Annotated in this window: 15 protein-coding genes; 11 read left to right on the top strand and 4 right to left on the bottom strand. The window is 69.0% G+C overall.

What is annotated here, in order from left to right; all coding sequences use genetic code 11:
• Window positions 1-24: 24 nt before the first annotated feature.
• On the top strand, window positions 25-1,272 hold the full coding sequence (locus OHA11_RS33020) for a pyroglutamyl peptidase (protein ID WP_266502628.1): 1,248 nt from the start codon (window positions 25-27) through the stop codon (window positions 1,270-1,272).
• Here the strand turns inward: OHA11_RS33020 and OHA11_RS33015 are convergent.
• Together OHA11_RS33015 and OHA11_RS33010 are read right to left on the bottom strand one after the other, a co-directional pair.
• On the bottom strand, window positions 1,262-2,065 hold the full coding sequence (locus OHA11_RS33015) for an EI24 domain-containing protein (protein WP_266502626.1): 804 nt from the start codon (window positions 2,063-2,065) through the stop codon (window positions 1,262-1,264). The genes OHA11_RS33020 and OHA11_RS33015 overlap by 11 nt on opposite strands.
• A gap of 657 nt (window positions 2,066-2,722) precedes the next feature.
• Window positions 2,723-2,917, bottom strand: coding sequence for a hypothetical protein (locus OHA11_RS33010; protein WP_266502625.1), 195 nt, complete (start codon window positions 2,915-2,917; stop codon window positions 2,723-2,725).
• Window positions 2,918-3,164: 247 nt separating this feature from the next.
• Here OHA11_RS33010 and OHA11_RS33005 point away from each other — a divergent pair, with 247 nt between their 5' ends.
• Complete coding sequence (locus OHA11_RS33005; protein ID WP_266502623.1) at window positions 3,165-5,744, top strand: M14 family zinc carboxypeptidase; 2,580 nt, start codon at window positions 3,165-3,167, stop codon at window positions 5,742-5,744.
• 169 nt (window positions 5,745-5,913) lie between these two features.
• Here OHA11_RS33005 and OHA11_RS33000 read toward each other — a convergent pair whose 3' ends face one another.
• The gene (locus OHA11_RS33000) at window positions 5,914-6,936 is read right to left on the bottom strand and encodes an NADP-dependent oxidoreductase (RefSeq protein ID WP_266502622.1); all 1,023 of its coding nucleotides are present in this window, start codon (window positions 6,934-6,936) and stop codon (window positions 5,914-5,916) included.
• A 113-nt stretch (window positions 6,937-7,049) separates the two neighbouring features.
• On the opposite strand from OHA11_RS33000, the gene OHA11_RS32995 reads away from it, so the two are divergent.
• On the top strand, window positions 7,050-7,517 hold the full coding sequence (locus OHA11_RS32995; protein ID WP_266502621.1) for a MarR family winged helix-turn-helix transcriptional regulator: 468 nt from the start codon (window positions 7,050-7,052) through the stop codon (window positions 7,515-7,517).
• A 338-nt stretch (window positions 7,518-7,855) separates the two neighbouring features.
• Here the strand turns inward: OHA11_RS32995 and OHA11_RS32990 are convergent, their stop codons facing one another.
• Window positions 7,856-8,581, bottom strand: a complete 726-nt coding sequence (locus tag OHA11_RS32990) for a hypothetical protein (protein WP_266502620.1) — start codon at window positions 8,579-8,581, stop codon at window positions 7,856-7,858.
• A 254-nt stretch (window positions 8,582-8,835) separates the two neighbouring features.
• Here OHA11_RS32990 and OHA11_RS32985 point away from each other — a divergent pair, with 254 nt between their 5' ends.
• From OHA11_RS32985 to OHA11_RS32950, 8 genes are all read left to right on the top strand, one after another.
• Entirely contained in the window at window positions 8,836-9,996 is a 1,161-nt protein-coding gene (locus tag OHA11_RS32985; protein ID WP_266502619.1) for a mandelate racemase/muconate lactonizing enzyme family protein, read from the top strand.
• 169 nt (window positions 9,997-10,165) lie between these two features.
• Window positions 10,166-11,179, top strand: coding sequence for a zinc-binding dehydrogenase (locus OHA11_RS32980; protein WP_266502618.1), 1,014 nt, complete (start codon window positions 10,166-10,168; stop codon window positions 11,177-11,179).
• A gap of 274 nt (window positions 11,180-11,453) precedes the next feature.
• The gene (locus tag OHA11_RS32975; RefSeq protein ID WP_266502617.1) at window positions 11,454-12,422 is read left to right on the top strand and encodes a hypothetical protein; all 969 of its coding nucleotides are present in this window, start codon (window positions 11,454-11,456) and stop codon (window positions 12,420-12,422) included.
• A 133-nt stretch (window positions 12,423-12,555) separates the two neighbouring features.
• A complete protein-coding gene (chvE, locus tag OHA11_RS32970) occupies window positions 12,556-13,668 on the top strand; it encodes a multiple monosaccharide ABC transporter substrate-binding protein (RefSeq protein WP_266502615.1) in 1,113 nt (370 codons plus the stop codon).
• Window positions 13,669-13,700: 32 nt separating this feature from the next.
• A complete protein-coding gene (gene mmsA / locus OHA11_RS32965) occupies window positions 13,701-15,242 on the top strand; it encodes a multiple monosaccharide ABC transporter ATP-binding protein (protein ID WP_266502614.1) in 1,542 nt (513 codons plus the stop codon).
• A gap of 5 nt (window positions 15,243-15,247) precedes the next feature.
• Window positions 15,248-16,492, top strand: a complete 1,245-nt coding sequence (gene mmsB / locus OHA11_RS32960) for a multiple monosaccharide ABC transporter permease (protein ID WP_266502613.1) — start codon at window positions 15,248-15,250, stop codon at window positions 16,490-16,492.
• Between the two features lie 82 nt (window positions 16,493-16,574).
• On the top strand, window positions 16,575-17,627 hold the full coding sequence (locus OHA11_RS32955; RefSeq protein ID WP_266502612.1) for an aldose epimerase family protein: 1,053 nt from the start codon (window positions 16,575-16,577) through the stop codon (window positions 17,625-17,627).
• Window positions 17,628-17,755: 128 nt separating this feature from the next.
• Window positions 17,756-19,324: an aminotransferase class I/II-fold pyridoxal phosphate-dependent enzyme gene (locus tag OHA11_RS32950; protein WP_266502611.1), complete on the top strand. Its 1,569-nt coding sequence runs from the start codon at window positions 17,756-17,758 to the stop codon at window positions 19,322-19,324.
• The last annotated feature ends 48 nt before the right edge of the window (window positions 19,325-19,372 follow it).

The raw sequence follows: 19,372 nt of genomic DNA, 5'->3' as shown, positions 1-19,372 counted from the left end.
CGCGACGGAAGGACCTGAACTACCTTGACGCACATACGTGTTCGGATCAGCACCCTTGGCCTGGCCCTCCTCGCCGGACTCGCCGCACCGCCCGCCCTCGCCGCGGAGGGCCCCGCCGCCGCACCCACCGTGGAGGAACAACGCCTCGACCGGGCGGCGCCCCAGGAGATCCTGGCCCGCTCCGGATTCGACACGGTGACACCGGAGTTCGTACGAGAACTGGCCAAGGCAGGTTCGTACGCGGAGGCCAAGCGTGTGGTCGCGAAGCAGGGTGCGCGGCTGTGGCAGCGGGCGGTGGACCGTGCCCAGGGCCGGGGCCCGGCAGTCGGCGACCTGACCAGAGACGACGACCGCCCGCTCTACTGGGCAAGACTCGGCATGACCCGTGAAGTCCGCGCGTGGGACCCGGAGTTCACCCTCACCGAGACCCAACGCACCAGCCTCCTCGCATCACTTGAGCAGACGTCGCGTGGACAGAACACGATCCGCTATCCGCACGGCAAGGGCGTCAAGCGCATCCTGGTGACGGGCTTCGACCCGTTCACGCTGGACCGCGACATCCGCATCTCGAACCCCTCGGGGGCCACGGCCCTCGCGCTCGACGGCACGACGATCGAGACGGCGGACGGCCCGGCCCGCGTCGAGACCGCCGTCTTCCCGGTCCGCTGGCAGGACTTCGCTGGGGGCACGGTGGAGCAGACCCTGCGCCCGCACCTCCCGCACGTCGACCTGTTCACGACGGTCAGCCAGGGCCGGGTGGGCCGGTTCGACGTCGAACGCACCAACGGGGCCTGGCGGGGCGGCTTCGGGGACAACGAGAACCTCTCCCGCACCGAGACGATCCCGGTCACCGACCCGGCCTCGCAGCCGCAGTGGACGTCAACGACCTTGCCGTACAAGGACATCGTGGCCGCGAGTACGGGTCGCTTCCCCGTGTACGACAACACGTCGGTGACCGAGATCCCGGCGGGCGGCACCACTCCCGTCGTACGCCCCGAAGGACCGACCCCCGGCTCGACCGCCCGCGCGGGTGGCGGCGGCGACTACCTCTCCAACGAGATCGCGTACCGCGCGACGCTGCTGCGGGACCGGCTGGGCCTCACCGCCTCGCTCCCCGGCGGCCATGTCCACACGCCGGTGCTGCAGTTCGGAACGGGCAACACGGATCCGTCGAGCGGGACGGTCACGGACCCCCAGTTCGTCCAGAACCGGCTCGACATCATCGCCCAGGTCCGCTCGATCCTGAAGGTGGCGGCAGAGGTCACGGACTGACGCTTTCCCCGCTTTCCGCACCCTCTTCCTCATCCTCTTCGTCGCGGGTCTCCTCACCCAGCAGATCGCGGACCATCAGCGTGGCGCCCGCGACCGCGCCGGGCATCAGGAAGACGGCGACGAAGGGGACGAGGAAGGCGAGGCCCAGCGGGGTGCCGAAGCCCCAGACCAGCATCTTGCGAGAGCGCAGCATGGTGAGACGGTCGCGGAGTACGACACCGCGGCGTTGCAGGGCGACCGCCGTCAGTTCCTCGGTGAGGAAGAAACCGGTGACGAAGAAGCCGATCACCGGGACGACGGTCTGTCCGACGAACGGGATGAACCCGAGCGCGAACAGCAGCACGGCCCAGACCAGGGCCCTGGCCACGACCCGGAGACTGTCCCGTGCCGAGATCAGCAGCTCGCGCCACAGGGGCAGGTCCGACTCGGGTGCCGTGCCGTCCGGGGAGACGTCGCGGTCGACCTTCTCCGAGAGGTTCTCGTAGAAGGGCTGACCGAGAAGCAGGGTCACGGCGGTGAAGGTAACTACGGAGAGAAGCAGGGCAAGGGCGAAGAGAACCACCGTCAGGAGCCCACGGAAGAGTCCGAGCCAGGGGCTCGACCACTCGTCGGCGAACGGGGTGGCCCAGGCGGTGAAGTCGGTGCCCCAGAGGGCCAGGGCGGTCAGGGCCGCCGCGTACAGCACGAGGGTGATGAGGCCCGGGATCAGCCCGAACCCGAACTGCTTCCCGTGGCGGGCCACCCATCGCTGCCCCCGCACCAAATAGCGAAACCCCACGCCAAGATCATGCATACCCGCACCATACCGGGGGCTCCGCCGGTGGGGTCGAGTGGCTGCGGGTGGGTGGGGGCCGACCGCGCCCACACGGCCCAGCCGCACAGTGTCACAGCCCCCACCACACCCGTCACACAGCATGCACCGCCACCACAACCGTTCCTGTCGACTGGGCGGGAGTGAGCCCGCTCGGCCGCACGCCCCGAACGGTCTTGGGCGCACTGGTCCCTGGCGTACTCGACCCCGGGGCGGCGACACGCATCCTGTGCGTGGTCCGGGCCCGGGAGGCCAGTTCCCTGTGCGACCTGGCCATATGAGTACGGCCAGAGGCGACGGGGAGGCCCTGAACCATCACTCCGGTAGAGCAGGGGCCCCGCACGCTGGCACCGTACCCGGCGTCCTAGGGGGTGTTTCGAAAGTCCCGCACAGCACCCACGGCGCCCGGCACGCGCTCTCGCTGCACCGGCCGAAAGCCCAAGTACGTCCAGTACGAGGGCTTCCGGCCGGCACACCGAGAGCACGCACCGGACACCGCGGGCACCGCACCGGACTTTCGAAACACCCCCTAGATCGCACGATCACGTTAACCCGGACGGCCCAGGACACCGCAAGCCTGGAAGCCGACCATCACACGATCGAGCCAATTCGGCCTTGTATGCGCTCCTTGGCGAGCAGTTACCAACCCCCGGCAGTCGTCTGCCGCACCACCCGCAACGCCTCCGCCCCCGAACCGTCTCTCGGATCAAAGGTGTTGATCGCGATGCGCGTGATGTTCCCTGCCGCGTCGAGCAGTTGCCCGGTGATGTCGGTCGTGCTGCGCGCGATACGCGCGACGTCATCCCTGCTGGGGAGCGACGGAATCGCTGCCATGGACCCTCCTCGCCTCACGCACACGGACACGGACACACCCACGCACGCACACACGCTCCGAACCGGCGTCCCCCTCAGCATGCCCCGTCTCACACCCAAGGACCCTCCATCGGCGGTATCGGCGGTATCGGCGGCATCTGCGACACCCGTGACGCCAACGCCCTCTTGTTGCAGGAGAGTTGAACAGGTAGACCTCCGCGTACCGATGTCAGCGATGTCCACAGAAGAAACTCCAGCGGAGGAACGCGTGCGCCTGCCGAGACCCGCCCTGATCGCCACGGCCACCGCCACCGCGGCGGCCACCCTCCTGCTCACCCCGAACGGCGCCGTAGCCGACCCCACATCCCAGCCCGCGCCCCCGGTCCGCGAGGGCTCAGGCGCCTCCGACCGGACCGCCGCCAGAACCTCTGAGAGCACGACGGACCGCGCCCTCACCTCCCCCGTCACCAAACTCACCGACGGCACCAAAACCGCCGGAGGCGGAGGCACCCGCGGTTACCCGCGCGAGCAGGTCCTCACCCCGGACCCGGAGAACCCGGCCGACAAGTCCATCAAGCTCGGCCTCACCCCGTACCACGCCATCGCCCCGAAGCTGAACGCGCTCCAGCGGCTCGGCGACCGCGTGAGCGTGGAGGTCGCGGGCCGTTCGGCCGGCGGCCACCGCCTCTACCTCGTCACCGTGACCGCGCCCGAGTCCACCCAGCAGGCCCGCGCCCAGGAACGTATGCGCGAACTGATCGAGAACGCGCCCTCGGCCGCCGCCAAGGACCCATCCATCAAACGCACCTACAAGACACCCGTCTTCTTCAACAACAACATCCACGGCAATGAGTGGGAGGGCACGGACGCGGCCCTCGGTCTCATCGAGAAACTCGCCACGGCCCAGGACCGGTCGACCACCGACCTCCTCGCACGCAACCGCGTGTACTTCAACATCACCGCGAACCCGGACGGCCGTATCGCCGGCACCCGCGCCAACGCCAACGGCTTCGACCTGAACCGTGACTTCGTGACCGCCTCGCAGCCCGAGGTCCGCGCGATGCGCCAGATCGCGATCGACAAGCAGCCCGCGGTCATGGTCGACCTGCACGGCTACGTCAACGGCACGCTCATCGAGCCCACCACTCCCCCGCACGGCGAGAACTACGAGTACGACCTCTTCCTGAAGAACACCTACGCCAACGCCCTGGGCATGGAGGCCGCCGTCAACGGCCTCGGCTACACGCCCGACAAGGACGGTGTGGAGCCCGCCCAGATCCCGTTCCGGGACCAGGAGGAGGGCTGGGACGACTGGCCGCCGATCTTCACCCCGCAGTACATGCCGTTCCACGGCACGGTCGCCGCGCACACGGTCGAGTTCCCGATGGCGGTGAACAACGACGAGTACGACGACCTGCCCGTCACCGAGCTGCGCCGCCGCTCGGCGATCAACGTGGCCATCGCGGGCGCGGCGATGCGCGCGAGCCTCAACTACACGCAGACCAACCGCACTTCGCTCATCGCCGACCAGATCGAGGTCTTCCGGCGGAGCGTCACGGGCGCCGCGCAGGTGCCGGTCTCGCCGGAGACCGTGCCGGGCGTGCCGGGCATCGGCCCGGAGGACGTCTACACGACGGACTTCCCGCGCGCGTACGTGATCCCGGCGGGCGCGAAGGCACAGCGTTCGGCCACCGCCGCGGCCCGGCTCGTCGACCACCTGCTCGCCAACGACGTCCAGGTCCGGCGCGCGACAAAGGACTTCAGGCTCGCCGGGAAGACGTACGCGAAGGGCTCGTACGTCGTCGACCTGCGTCAGCCCAAGCGCGGTATGGCCAATGTGATGCTGTCGGACGGGCGGGACATCAGCGACAAGGTGTCCGTGATGTACGACATCTCGGGCTGGAGCCTCGGTCGGCTGTGGGGCGCGACGGTCGACACCGTACGGACGTCGTCGAAGCTCTCCGTGAAGCTCTCCGTGCCGGACCGCGCGGTCCACGAGGCCGCGAACGTCGGCTATGTGGCGCCGCGCGGCGCACTCCGGCTGCGGCTCGACGACGCCCGTGAGATCGCGGCCCTCAACTCCCTTCTCGCGGACGGGATTTCGGTACGGCGGGCGGCCGACGGCAGTGCGATCGTGCCCGCATCGGCGCGCTCGAAGGCCGTGGTCCTGGCGAAGAAGTACGACGTCGCCTTCGACGCGACGAAGGCGACCGGCACGGCCCCGCTCCACCGCGTTCGGGTCGCCGCGGCGGTCACCCCGGGCGAGCTGTTCGCGCTGCGCGAGATGAACTTCGACGTGACGCCCGTCTCGACGGCGATCCTCAACGCGGGCTTCGACTGGTCGAAGGCGGACGTCCTGTTCGCCTCCGCAGGTCTGGACCACAGAGGCCTCAACACGGCCGCACGTGCCGCCCTGGACGGCTTCCTGGCCCGCGAGGGCATGATCGGCCGCGGAGCCACCGGAGCGGCCCTCAACGCCGCCACGGGGCTCCTCGCGGTCAAGCCCGTCGAGGGCAACGGCGACGCCAACGGCGTGGTGCGGGTGGTCAATTCGGCCGACGGGGTGACCTCGGGCGCCCCGGACCACGGCTTCGTGTACGCGCCGATGTGGTTCACGGACCTCGGTCCCAGGGTCCGCGTGGAGCAGTCGTACGCGGCCGGGAACCCGCTCGTGTCCGGGCACTGGCGTGCGCTGGAGGACGGCGGCGGCGGTCCGGCGCAGGCCGCGGGGCAGGCCTCGGTGGTGAGCGGTCCGCATGCCGTGCTGTTCGGCACGGAGCCGCTGTTCCGCAATCACCCGAAGGGACAGTTCCCGCAGGTCGCACGTGCTTTGCTGACGGTGTCCTGAGGGACGTTCCGCCGGAGAATCAGCGGCTGATTCGGGTGGTTCACGTCGCAGCGCTTTCGTGAGCGGTGCGACGTGAACCGGGGGTTGAGTTGACAGCGCGGGTCGGTGGGGGGCTGGTCTCGCAGCTCCCCGCACCCCTGGAGGGCGAAGCCCATCGCCATCGGGAGCCTCAGAGCTTGACGATCATCTTGCCGATGTTGTCGCCTCGCAGGACGCCGAAGAACGCCTCCAGGTTGTTGTCGATGCCCTCGACGACCGTCTCGCGGTACTTGAGTTCGCCGGAGCGGACCCAGGGGCCGACCTCCTGGACGAACTGCGGCTGCAGGTCGTAGTGGTCACCGACGAGGAGGCCCTCGATACGGCCGCGGGTCGCGATGAGACGGGCGAGGTTCTTCGGGCCGGGGGCGGGCTCCGTGTTGTTGTAGACGGAGATCATCCCGCAGATCGCGATACGGCCGTGGAGGTTGAGGGAGCCGATCGCGGCCTCCAGGTGGTCGCCGCCGACGTTGTCGAAGTAGACGTCGATGCCGTCGGGGGCGGCCTCGCGCAGCTGCTCGCGTACGGGGCCGTTCTTGTAGTTGAAGGCCGCGTCGAAGCCGTACTCCTCGGTCAGGAGCTTGACCTTCTCGTCGGAGCCGGCGGAGCCGATGACCCGGGAGGCACCCTTGAGCCTGGCGATCTGGCCGACCTGACTGCCGACGGCACCGGCGGCGCCGGAGACGAAGACCGAGTCGCCCTCCTTGAAGACGGCGGTGCGCGTGAGGCCCGCGTACGCGGTGAGGCCGGTCATGCCGAGAACGCCGAGGTACGTGCTCAGGGGCGCGGCCTCGGGGTCGACCTTGACGGCCTGCTTGGCGTCGACGACGGCGTACTCGCGCCAGCCGAAGAAGTGCAGGACGTGGTCGCCGACCGTGATGCCCTCGGCGTTCGAGGCGACGACCTCGCCGACGGCGCCGCCCTGCATGACCTTGCCGAGCTCGAAGGGAGCGACGTACGACTTCGCGTCGCTCATGCGGCCGCGCATGTACGGGTCCACGGACAGGTACTCGTTGCGCACCAGGACCTGGCCCGGTCCGGGCTGCTTCACCTCGGCCTCGACGAGTGCGAAGTCCTCGGGCTTCGGCCAGCCGACCGGGCGGCTGACGAGGTGCCATTCGCGGTTGGTGGCGGCGAGCTCGGGGGTGTCGGTCATGGGGGGCGCCCTTCTCGGTACAGCGGCTCTGAGGCCTCAATTTAGTTCAGTATCTTAAACAACCATGCGCCTTAATATTTCATGCTGTCAAGTAACGGGGTAGGCTGGAATCCATGGCCACGCAGAAGACACCCCGGGTCGACCCGCTGACGCTTGAGGTCGTGGACCTCATCGGCACGGTCGTGTCCCGCTATCACGAGGAGTACGAGGACGCCGCGGCCGGGCACGCGCTGACCGGGGCACAGGCCAAGCTGTTGAGCCTGCTCGCCCTTGAGCCGCTGCCCATGCGGCGGCTGGCTCAGCAGCTGAAGTGCGAGCCGTCCAATGTCACCGGGATCGTGGACCGGCTGGAGGCGCGGGGGCTGGCGGAGCGGCGGCCCGATCCCGCGGACCGACGCGTGAAGCTGGCCGCGGCGACGGAGGAGGGGTTGCGGATTGCCCGGAGCCTGCGGGAGTCGCTCCGCTTCGCGCGGGAGCCGCTTGCGGGGCTCTCGCGGGAGGAGCGGGTGGTGTTGCGGGGGTTGCTGCTACGGATGCTTGACGGCTCCGCCGGGGTGGGATCGGGCTCGGCTGGTGGGTGAGCTGCGGGTGGGTGGGGGTTGATCGCGCAGTTCCCCGCGCCCCTGGGGTGGGTGGGGGCCGGCGTTTCGTCTGTGGGTGGCGGGGACGCGGCGGGACGTGCGTCCGCAGCCGGTGACGTAAGGCGCGGTTGCCGCACGGTGGCTGCGTACGTGTGTCGTCGTACGCTGCGGACACACATCCCGCCGCGTCCCCTCCGGCAGGGGACCATCCGGCCCCCGCCAGGGGCTCGGGGAACTGCGCGAGCAACCCCCACTCACCCGCAGGCTGCCAAATAGCCTCAGCCCCGCCCTGCCAGGGGCTCGGGGAACTGCGCGACCAGCCCCCACCGGCCCGCAGGCTATGAGCACCACCACAGGAAACGCGTGCACGTTTCCGAAGGGGTCGGGGCCGGGGTCGGGTCGTCCTTCGTGGGCGTCGGGTCCGGGTCCGACGTGGTCGGGTCGTCCGGGGTCGCCGGATCCGGGGCCGGCGCCGTGGACGTGGGGTCGGATGTCGGGGACTTGTCGCCCGACTCCTTGTCCCCGTCCTCCTCCTCCCCCTTGCCGTCGTTCTTGTCCTTGTCCTTCTTGGACTTGTCCGACTCCGACGCCGAGGGGGACGCCGACGCGTCCGGCGCCCCCGCACCCGCCCCGCCGCCGGCACCGGCCTCGTCGTCGGACGACGCCGCGCCGTCCGCGGAGGCCGACGTACCGGACGCCGCGTCGTCCGCCGCCGCCCTCGGCTCCTGGGAGGGGCCCTCTATGCCCAGCTCCGCCAGACTGAGCCCGCCCGCCGCGAGCAACAGCCCCGCGCCCACGAGCAGCACCCGCCTGCGCCGCCGCCGGTGCAGCGCGGCACGCCGGTCGCGCCGGCTGGCCCGGACCCCGCGGCCGCCCCGGCGCCGGGACCCGCGTCCACCACCCGTCGGCTCCTCGCCCTCGGGGTCGTCGTCGAGCTCGTCGACGGCATCCTCGCGGTCCTCGAGAGAAGCCGCGTACTCCCGGCACGCTTCGGCCGGTGTACCGCACCCTGGGCAAGCGAGGGCGCCATTGAGGTGCCTTTGGCACGGGTGGCAGTAGTCCATGACGCCGGAAGACTAAACTCCGCGCAGGTCACGTTCACAGTCGTGCCTGTGAAAGTTCTGTGCTGAACTCCCCGTTCCGGCGTGGCGAGTTGAGGACAGGACGGACCATTCGCCGTCTTCCCAGCCCATCAGGTCGAAACCGTTGTGCGTTCGCCCCATTGACACTGCCGCCGCCGGATCCTTACTGTCTGGCCAGCATTTCGAACGTGTGACGAAATTTCGAACAGGGCCGTAGAGCACAAGGGGCAATTTCCGTGCGCATCACCGGAATCAGCACACACGTGGTCGGGACGCCGTGGCGCAACCTGACCTATGTCCAGGTGCACACCGACGAGGGCATCACCGGAGTCGGTGAGACCCGCATGCTGGGGCACACCGACGCGCTGCTCGGCTATCTGCGGGAGGCGGAGGCCAACCACATTCTCGGCTCCGACCCCTTCGCTGTCGAGGACCTCGTGCGCCGCATGAAGTACGGCGACTACGGGCGGGCCGGAGAGATCGTGATGTCCGGCATCGCCGTGATCGAGATGGCGTGCTGGGACATCAAGGGCAAGGCGCTGGGCGTGCCCGTGTGGCAGTTGCTGGGCGGCAAGGTCACCGACCGGGTGAAGGCGTACGCGAACGGCTGGTACACCACGGAGCGCACTCCGGAGGCGTACCACAAGGCGGCCCAGGAGGTCGTCGCGCGCGGGTACAAGGCGCTGAAGATCGACCCCTTCGGGACGGGGCACTTCGAGCTCGACCACGAGCAGTCGCTGTACGCGGTCTCGCTGATCGAGGCGGTGCGGGACGCCATCGGCCCCGAGGCCGAGCTGATGCTGGAGATGCACGGTCGCTTCTCGCCCGCCACGGCGATCCGCCTCGCGCGCGAGCTCGCGCCGTTCAAGCCGGCCTGGCTGGAGGAGCCGGTCCCGCCGGAGAACCTGAAGGCGCTGGAGAAGGTGGCGGCGAAGGTCGACATCCCGGTCGCGACCGGCGAGCGCATCCACGACCGCATCGAGTTCCGCGAGCTCTTCGAGAGCCAGGCCGTGGACATCATCCAGCCGGATGTCGGCCACCTCGGCGGCATCTGGGAGACCCGGAAGCTGGCGGCGACCGCCGAGGCCCACTACGTCCTCGTGGCGCCCCACAACGTGGGCGGTCCGGTTCTCACCGCCGCCTCGCTCCAAGTCGGCTTCACCTCCCCGAACTTCAAGATCCTGGAGCACTTCAACGACTTCGCGGACGCGGAGATCAAAAAGGTCGTGAAGGGTGCCCCGCAGGTCGTCGACGGCTACTTCGAGCTGTCGCACGAGCCCGGTCTCGGCGTCGAGCTGGACACGGACGCGGCGGCCGAGTTCCCGCAGCAGCAGGCCCGCTTCGACCTGTGGGCGGACGGCTGGGAGCAGCGCAAGCCGAAGAGCGGTGACAAGTGATGGCGCCCGGCAGCGGGTTGAGCCGCGGGCCTCGGACGTACCGGTACGGCCGCCATGCGCGGCTGTGGTCGCGCGCCGCCGCGGTGGGCCGCGGGGGCGGCCACCGCTCCTTCGGAGCCCCGACGGCCGCGACCGCCGCGACGACCCGACCCATCGACACGGAGCAGTCATGAGCGCCGAAGCACAGGCCGTCGTGGTCGAGCGTCCGGGCGAGCACCGGCTGGTCGCCCACGAGCCCACACCGCCCGCCGCGGGCGAGGCCCTCGTACGGGTCCACGCGAGCGGTATCTGCGGCAGTGACCGTGAGCTGTACCAGGGCAACCGGCCCGAGGGGTACGTCCGTTATCCGCTGACGCCGGGCCACGAGTGGTCGGGCACTGTCGAGGCGGTCGGCCCCGGGGTCCCGGCGGGACTGGTGGGCCGCAAGGTGGTCGGTGAGGGCTTCCGCAACTGCCAGGTCTGCGACCGCTGTCACGAGGGCGAGACAACGTTGTGCACGGCGGGCTACGAGGAGACGGGCTTCACCCAGCCCGGCGCCATGGCCACCACGCTCACGCTGCCCGCCCGGCTGCTGCACGTCCTGCCGGACGACGCCGACCTGACGGCGGCGGCGCTGCTGGAGCCGGCGGCCTGTATCGCGGCGGCGGCGCTCAAGGCGAACGCGCGGCCCGGCGAGCGGGTGGCCGTCGTCGGCACCGGAACGCTCGGCATGTTCGCCGTGCAGTTCCTGAAGGCGGGCTCGCCCGCGGAGCTGCTCGTGGTGGGCACCCGCCCGGACCGCGAGGAGCTCTCGAAAACGTTCGGCGCCACCGGATTCCGTACCCGGGACCAGGAGTTGCCGGACGACTTCGACGTGGTGATCGAGACCGCCGGGTCGGCGTCCGCCGCGACCACCGCCGCCTCCCTGCTCCGGCGCGGCGGACGTCTCGTCCTCACCGGTATCCCGGCTCCGGGTGCCGAGGGACTCGACCCCACCGATCTCGTCGTACGGCAGTTGGAGGTGCACACCGTGTTCGGGGCGCCGCCGGAGGCCTGGGCCCACACGGTGCGGGTCTTCGGCGCCGGTCTCCTCGATCCCCTTCCGCTGGTCACGCACGAGCTGCCGTTGGACGAGTTCGCTCACGCCATCGAGCTGGTGGGGTCCGGCGACCCCAAGGTCGGCAAGGTACTGCTGCGGCCTTAAAGTCCTCTCGTCGACCTCTCGTCGAACTCCCCCTGCCACGCGGCCTCCTGCACGTACTCCGACGGCGCGTCGACCGCCCTCCGGGCGAACGGCGGGAGTTCGAACGACAACCGACGACAAGACCAAGTACCGCAGTACCGGCCGCCGCCACGAACCGTACGCCGGTACGGAGACCTGACGCTCCGTACCGGCGTACATCCATCCACCGCCACGAACCACGTCCGGCCCCTCGGACGCGAATCCCGCCAAAGCCAGCTCCAGCTAAGGACAGCTCGTGACCGACCCTTCTCCCAAGGCGGCCCGTCGACCCGGTGAGCAGGCGCTCGCCGCACTCGGCCTGGACGCGCCCGCTCTCTCCCCCGCCGACGCCTCACCGCACGCCTTCCCGGAAGGCGGCCGCTGGCGCACCGAAGTCCCCTCGTGCGAGGGGCCGGAGGCGCTCGCCGTGGTCCTCAAGGAATCCTCACGGCTCGACGTGCCGATCCACCGGATCAGCCAGGGCAGCGGCGTCTGGATGCTGACCGACGCCGAGATCACCGAGATGGTCGAGGCCACGAACGAGCGCGACATCGAGTTGTGCCTCTTCACGGGCCCGCGCGGCACGTGGGACATCGGCGGCTCGACCCGTACCGACTCGCGAGGCGGGGGGCTGCGCGCCCGCGGCCACGACGCGGTAGCAGGATGTCTTGAAGACGCCGTCCGTGCAACGGAGTTGGGCGTAAAGTGCCTCCTCGTGGCTGACGAGGGCGTGCTGTGGACCTTGCACCGGGCCCGCGTCGCCGGGATCATCCCGGCCGACACGACGCTGAAGGTCTCGGCGCTCATCGGCCCGGTCAACCCGGCTGCCTACGCCGTGTACGAGCAACTCGGCGGCGACTCCATCAACGTGCCGAGCGATCTCACGCTCGACCACCTGACGGAGATCCGCAGGGTCAGCGCAGCGCCCATGGACATGTACATCGAGGCCCCCGACGATCTCGGCGGATACGTGCGCATGTACGAGGTCGCCGAGTTGATCCGCCGTGGTGCCCCGCTGTATCTCAAGTTCGGTCTGTCCAAGGCTCCCGGGATCTACCCGTACGGTCATCACATGCGGGACGTGACGCTGTCGACGGCGAAGGAACGGGTGCGGCGCGGCCGGCTCGCCCTGGACCTGCTCGCGCGGCACGGGGCGGACGGGGACATGGCGCCGCTGGGCTCCCGACTGCCGGGCGCACTCCAACGGTTTGACATTCCCTCATAACGTTCCGAGCACACCCCCTTCACAAAAGACGACGCGGCCGAACACAATCCGACACACCTCCTCTCGGTCGATCCTCGCTCCATCTCCACGCACCGCCAGACCGAGCCGTCCAGAATCATCAAGGAAGTTGATCATGCGCAATCGCAAAGCAGCGCTTTCCGCCATAGCCGCGGCCGCCTCTCTGGCCCTGACCCTGTCCGCCTGCGGGCAGGACAGCGACGGCGGCAGCGAGGACACGAAGGGAGACTCCAAGGGCTCCACCGTCGGCATCGCGATGCCGACCAAGTCCTCCGAGCGGTGGATCGCCGACGGCGCCAACGTGGAGAAGAACCTGAAGGCGGCCGGCTACAAGACCAAGCTGGTCTACGGCGAGGACGACCCCGACACCCAGGTCTCGCAGATCGAGAACATGATCACGCAGGGTGTCTCCGCGCTGATCATCGCGGCGATCGACAACAAGTCGCTCGACAACGTCCTCCAGCAGGCCAAGGACGCGAAGATCCCGGTCATCTCCTACGACCGCCTGATCCTCAACTCGCCGAACGTGGACTACTACGCGTCGTTCGACAACGAGAAGGTCGGCGAGCTGCAGGGCGGCTACATCGTCGAGAAGCTCGGTCTCAAGGACGGCTCCAAGAAGGGCCCGTTCAACGTCGAGCTGTTCGCGGGCTCCAACGACGACAACAACACCCAGTACTTCTTCAACGGCGCGATGAAGGTCCTGCAGCCGTTCATCGACAAGAAGCAGCTGGTGGTCAAGTCGGGTCAGACGAAGCTGAACCAGGTCACCACGCTGCGCTGGGACGGTGGCACCGCGCAGAAGCGCATGGACGACCTGCTGACGTCGGCGTACAAGAGCGCCAAGGTCGACGCGGTGCTCTCGCCGTACGACGGCATCTCCATCGGCATCCTGTCGGCGCTGAAGTCGGACGACTACGGCTCCAAGACCAAGCCGCTGCCGATCGTCACCGGCCAGGACGCCGAGGTCGCCTCGGTGAAGTCGATCATCGCCGGTGAGCAGACGCAGACCGTCTACAAGGACACCCGCCAGCTCGCCGAGGTCGCCTCGAAGATGGTCGACGCCGTCCTGGGCGACAAGAAGCCGGAGACGAACGACACCAAGACGTACGACAACGGCGCGAAGGTCGTCCCCGCCTACCTGCTGGAGCCGGTGAACGTCGACAAGGCCAACTACAAGGAAGTTGTCGTCGACTCCGGCTACATCAAGGAAAGCGACCTCAAGTAACCGCCGTTTCCTAAGGATTGGAAGGCACGACCATGGCGGGACCCGTCCTGGAAATGCGCTCGATCGTCAAGACCTTTCCCGGCGTCAAGGCGCTGTCGGACGTCTCACTGAGCGTCCGGCCGGGCGAGGTCCACGCCATCTGCGGGGAGAACGGCGCCGGAAAGTCGACCCTCATGAAGGTCCTCTCCGGCGTTCACCCGCACGGAACCTACGAGGGCGAGATCCTCTTCGAAGAAGAGGTCTGCCAGTTCAAGGACATCCGGGCGAGTGAGCAGCACGGCATTGTGATCATCCACCAGGAGCTCGCGCTGGTGCCGTATCTCTCCATCGCGGAGAACATCTTCCTCGGCAACGAGCACGCCACCCGCGGCTTCATCAGCTGGAGCGAGACGCTGAAGCACGCGACCGAACTGCTGCGGCGGGTCGGGCTGAACGAGCACCCCGACACCCGCGTCGCCGACATCGGCGTGGGCAAGCAGCAGCTCGTCGAGATCGCGAAGGCGCTGTCGAAGAAGGTGAAGCTGCTGATCCTCGACGAGCCGACGGCGGCTCTGAACGACGAGGACAGCGGCAAACTCCTCGACCTCATCCTGGGCCTCAAGGACCAGGGCATCACCTCGATCATCATCTCGCACAAGCTCAACGAGATCGAGACGGTCGCGGACTCGGTGACGATCCTGCGCGACGGGCGGTCCATCGAGACGCTCGACGTGAAGGCCCCGGAGACCACCGAGGACCGGATCATCAGCGGCATGGTCGGGCGCGACCTCGACCACCGCTTCCCGGACCGCACCCCGCACGACACCGAGGTGGGCACGGCGCCGGCCCTGGAGATCCGCAACTGGACCGTGCACCACCCGATCGACCAGCAGCGCAAGGTGGTCGACGACGTGTCGATCGAGGTGCGCCGCGGGGAGATCGTCGGCATCGCCGGGCTCATGGGCGCCGGGCGCACCGAGCTCGCGATGAGCGTGTTCGGGCGCACCTACGGCCGGTACGCGGGCGGCACCGTCCTGAAGGACGGCAAGGAGATCCGTACGAAGACCGTGCCCGAGGCGGTCGGGCACGGGATCGCGTACGTGACCGAGGACCGCAAGCACTACGGCCTCAACCTCATCGACACCATCAACCGGAACATCTCGCTCAGTGCCCTGGGCAAGGTCTCCAAGCGCGGTGTCGTCGACGAGCACGGGGAGCGGCAGGTCGCCGAGAGCTTCCGCAAGTCGATGAACATCAAGGCGCCGACGGTCTTCGAGCCGGTGGGCAAGCTGTCGGGCGGCAACCAGCAGAAGGTCGTCCTCAGCAAGTGGATCTTCGCAGGCCCCGACGTGCTGATCCTGGACGAGCCGACCCGCGGTATCGACGTGGGCGCCAAGTTCGAGATCTACACGGTCATCGACAAACTGGCCGCCGAGGGCAAGGCGGTCGTCTTCATCTCCTCCGAGCTGCCGGAACTGCTCGGAATGTGCGACCGCATCTACACGATGGCCGCCGGACGGCTGACCGGTGAGGTCCCGCGGGCCGAGGCCACGCAGGAAGTGCTGATGCGCCAGATGACGAAGGACAAGAGGTAAGACGGATGAGCACGAATGTGACCGCCAAGTCCCCGGCCCCGGCGCCCGCCGGCAAGGGGGGTTCGACCGGGGGCGACGGCCTGCTCCAGCTGATGCTGGACGGCATGCGCCGCAACATGCGGCAGTACGGCATGCTGATCGCGCTCGGCCTGATCGTGGTGCTGTTCGCGGTGTGGACGGACGGCGACCTGCTGCTGCCGCGCAACGTGTCCAACCTGGTGCTGCAGAACAGCTACATCCTGATCCTCGCGATCGGCATGATGCTCGTCATCATCGCGGGCCACATCGACCTGTCGGTCGGCTCGCTCACGGCGTTCGTGGGCGCGGTGGCGGCCGTACTGATGGTCAATCACGACGTGGCCTGGCCGCTGGCCGTGGTGCTGTGCCTGCTCCTGGGCGCCGCCGCGGGAGCCATGCAAGGGTTCTTCATCGCCTACCTCGGCATACCCTCGTTCATCGTCACCCTCGCCGGAATGCTGCTCTTCCGCGGTCTCACGGAGATCTTCCTGGAGGGCCAGACCGTCGGCCCGTTCCCGCAGGGTCTGCAGAAGGTCGCCAACGGCTTCCTCCCCGAGGTCGGTCCGGACACCAACTACCACAACCTCACGCTGCTGCTCGGCTTCGCCGTGATCGCGTTCGTGGTGCTCCAGGAGGTCCGCGACCGCAGGCGGCAGCAGGAGTTCGCGCTCGACGTGCCGCCCGCCAAGCTCTTCCTGCTGAAGATCGTGGCCCTGGTCGCGGCCGTCCTCACGGTGACGATGCTGCTCGCCAGCTACAAGGGCGCCCCGGTGGTGCTGATCATCCTCGGCGTCCTCGTCGTCGGCTTCGGCTATGTGATGCGCAACGCCATCATCGGCCGCCATGTGTACGCGATCGGCGGCAACCTGCCCGCGGCGAAGCTGTCCGGTGTGCGGGACAAGAAGGTCACCTTCCTGGTCTTCCTCAACATGGGCATGCTCGCGGCGCTGGCCGGTCTGGTCTTCGCGGCCCGCTTCAACGCGGCCTCGCCCAAGGCCGGTGTGAACTTCGAACTCGAGGCGATCGCCGCCTCGTTCATCGGCGGCGCGTCGATGAGCGGCGGCGTGGGCACGGTCCTCGGCGCGATCATCGGTGGCCTCGTCCTCGGTGTGCTCAACAACGGCATGAACCTCGTCGGCGTCGGCAGCGACTGGCAGCAGGTCATCAAGGGCCTGGTGCTCCTCGCGGCGGTCGGCTTCGACGTGTGGAACAAGCGCAAGGTCGGTTCGTAGCGTTCCCGATGGGGCCTCGCGGGCACATGCCCGCGGGGCCCCATTTCTCTGCTCTGGAAGACAGTTGGAAGACAGGACGACCGTGAAGGAACTGTTCGGAACACTCGCCGACGGCGCGTTGGTCCACCGCTGGTCGCTGGAGAACGGCGGCACCCGGCTGAAGGTCCTGTCGTACGGCGGTGTCGTCCAGTCGCTGGAACTCCCCGACCGCCACGGCCGGTACGCCAACGTGTCACTCGGTTTCGCCACGATCGAGGAGTACGAGGCGTCCAGCCCGTACTTCGGCGCCCTCATCGGCCGGTACGGCAACCGCATCGCAGGCGGCAGGTTCACCCTCGACGGCGAGGAGCATGGGCTCCCCGCCAACAACGGCGGGAACAACCTGCACGGCGGCCCCGAGGGCTTCGACAGGCAGGTCTGGGACGTCGAGGACTTCACCGCCGGCTCCGACGTGGGCCTCATCCTGCGCCGCACGGCCGCCGACGGCGAGATGGGCTTCCCCGGCACGCTGACGACGAAGGTCACGTACACGCTGACCGGACAGGGCGACTGGCGCGTCGACTACGAGGCGGTCACCGACCGGGCCACGGTCGTCAACCTCACCCACCACCTGTACTGGAACCTGGCGGGCGAGGGCACCGGCCCGGTGCACGGCCACGAGCTGACGATCGCCGCGTCCCGCTACACACCGGTCGACGCGCACCTCGTCCCCACCGGCGAGCTCGCCGACGTCGCGGGCACACCCTTCGACTTCCGCGAGCCGAGGACGGTCGGCGCGGGCCTGCGCCTGCGGACGGACGATCCGCAACTCCGGCACGCCCAGGGCCTCGACCACAACCTGGTCCTCGACAAGGGGCTCACGGAACGGCCCGAACACATCGCGACCGTCCACGAGCCGCTCTCCGGCCGCACCCTTCGGATCGCGACGACAGAACCCGGCGTACAGCTCTACTCCGGCAACTTCCTGGACGGCACCCTCGTGGGCCCCGGCGGCCACGCGTACGGCCCTGGCGACGCGCTCTGCCTGGAAACCCAGCACTTCCCGGACTCGCCGAACCGCCCGGAGTTCCCGTCGACCGTGCTGCGGCCGGGGCAGACGTACCGGACGACGACGGTGCACTCGTTCAACTTGTGAACAGCCTTCACAGGTGTTTCACAACTTCCACATCAGTTCACAGTCGTTGAACAGAGACACACAGCCGCCCGTACTAGAGGGCGGCTCGCGTATCCCCGCTCGGGCCGCCCCTCAAGGACGGAGGGTCCATGGCCGACAATGTCACCTCGCTGTTCCGCACCGGCGCGCACAGCCCCTCGATGGCCGCGCTGGCACGCGAGAGCGGGGAGGCGGGTCCGCTGGACTTCTGCATCCCGTGCAATCCGTATTTCCCCACGCCCGCGATGTTCGATGAGCTGACCCACCGGTTGCGCGACATCATCACGTACTACCCGAGCAGCGCGGACACCATCACCAGCGAGCTGTGCAATCTGCTTCAACTTCCCCCGCAGTGCGTGGCGATGGGCAACGGATCGACGGAACTGATCACCTGGATCGACCATTTGCTGGTCCGGGAGTCGCTGGCCATTCCCGTCCCCACCTTCGGCCGCTGGACCGACCAGCCGCTGGAGACCGGCAAGCGCGTCGACATGTTCCCGCTCCAGGAAAGCGCCGGGTTCGCCCTCGACCCGGCCCAGTACATCCAGTTCATCCGGTCCCGTGGCACCCGCGCCGCCGTCATCTGCAACCCGAACAACCCCGACGGCGGCTTCCTGCCCCGGCAGACGATCATGGCCTTCTGCGACGCGCTCGCCGACCTGGACCTGATCGTCATCGACGAGTCGTTCCTGGAGTTCGCCGACGCGGAGTCCGAGCCGAGTGTCGTCGAGGACGCGGTACTGCGCCCCAACGTCATCGTGCTGCGCAGCCTCGGCAAGAACTTCGGTCTGCACGGCGTGCGGTTCGGCTACATGGTGGCCAACCCGAGCCTGGCGGGCAGAGTCCGCTCCATGCTGCCGAAGTGGAACCTCAACTCCTTCGCGGAGACCGTGGTGTTCATGCTCAGGGACCACGGTCCCGAGTACCTGGAGAGCCTGCACATGGTGCGCCGGGACCGGCTCGACATGGCGCGCCAGCTGTCCGCGCTGCCCGGTCTCACGATCTACCCGTCGCAGGGCAACTTCCTCTTCGTGCGCCTCCCCGTGGGCGCCGAAGGCACCGTGGTCCGGGACCGACTGCTCACCGAGCACCGGGTCCTGGTCCGCGAGTGCGGCAACAAGATCGGCTCGTCCAGCCGCTTCCTGCGGCTCGTGGTGCGCCCCCAGGCCGATGTACAACGCCTGGTGGCAGGCCTGGAGTCGGTGCTCTACGGGACCAGGAGGGGAGCCGCCGTGCCGGCGCTGGGCACAGGGACCAGCTACAGCTCGGGCACGGCGGCGGTCGACCGGCTCGTCGGCTCGACCAACGGACAGGGGTACCCGGGACTCACCGCGGCGGCGAACGGGATGGCCGGACAGCCGCAGCCACAGCCGCTGACCGCCGCGGCGAACGGGATGATGGGACAGCCCCAGCCACAACAGCCGCTCGTCGCCGCGGCGAACGGGATCCCCGGGCAGCCGCAGCCGCTCACGGCCGCCCAGACCCGCGGCACGACGGGTATGCCGAGCGGGCTGACCGCCGTGGCCGCCCAGGGCCAGCCGCAGGCGTATCCGCAACAGCAGCCGCAGGCCATGCCGCAGCCGGTGCCCCAACCCGTGCCGCAGCAGGCCACCGGCTGGCCGAACACGCCGCCGAACGGCGCCGGCTGGCCGGCCGCGGCTGTCGACCGGGTCGGCTGACCACCGGACCGGTTGCCCGAGGGCCTCGCCATCCCGCAGCGAGGCCCT

The sequence above is a fragment of the Streptomyces sp. NBC_00878 genome (assembly GCF_026341515.1).
Taxonomy (GTDB): Bacteria; Actinomycetota; Actinomycetes; order Streptomycetales; family Streptomycetaceae; genus Streptomyces.
This window is presented reverse-complemented; position numbering and strand designations above follow the sequence as displayed.

Coding starts and splice junctions, on each gene's coding strand:
- OHA11_RS33015 (WP_266502626.1), bottom strand. CDS start 2,065: ATGCATGATCTTGGCGTGGGGTTTCGCTATTTGGTGCGGGGGCAGCGA.
- OHA11_RS33010 (WP_266502625.1), bottom strand. CDS start 2,917: ATGGCAGCGATTCCGTCGCTCCCCAGCAGGGATGACGTCGCGCGTATC.
- OHA11_RS33000 (WP_266502622.1), bottom strand. CDS start 6,936: ATGACCGACACCCCCGAGCTCGCCGCCACCAACCGCGAATGGCACCTC.
- OHA11_RS32995 (WP_266502621.1), top strand. CDS start 7,050: ATGGCCACGCAGAAGACACCCCGGGTCGACCCGCTGACGCTTGAGGTC.
- OHA11_RS32990 (WP_266502620.1), bottom strand. CDS start 8,581: ATGGACTACTGCCACCCGTGCCAAAGGCACCTCAATGGCGCCCTCGCT.
- OHA11_RS32980 (WP_266502618.1), top strand. CDS start 10,166: ATGAGCGCCGAAGCACAGGCCGTCGTGGTCGAGCGTCCGGGCGAGCAC.
- chvE (WP_266502615.1), top strand. CDS start 12,556: ATGCGCAATCGCAAAGCAGCGCTTTCCGCCATAGCCGCGGCCGCCTCT.
- mmsA (WP_266502614.1), top strand. CDS start 13,701: ATGGCGGGACCCGTCCTGGAAATGCGCTCGATCGTCAAGACCTTTCCC.
- mmsB (WP_266502613.1), top strand. CDS start 15,248: ATGAGCACGAATGTGACCGCCAAGTCCCCGGCCCCGGCGCCCGCCGGC.
- OHA11_RS32950 (WP_266502611.1), top strand. CDS start 17,756: ATGGCCGACAATGTCACCTCGCTGTTCCGCACCGGCGCGCACAGCCCC.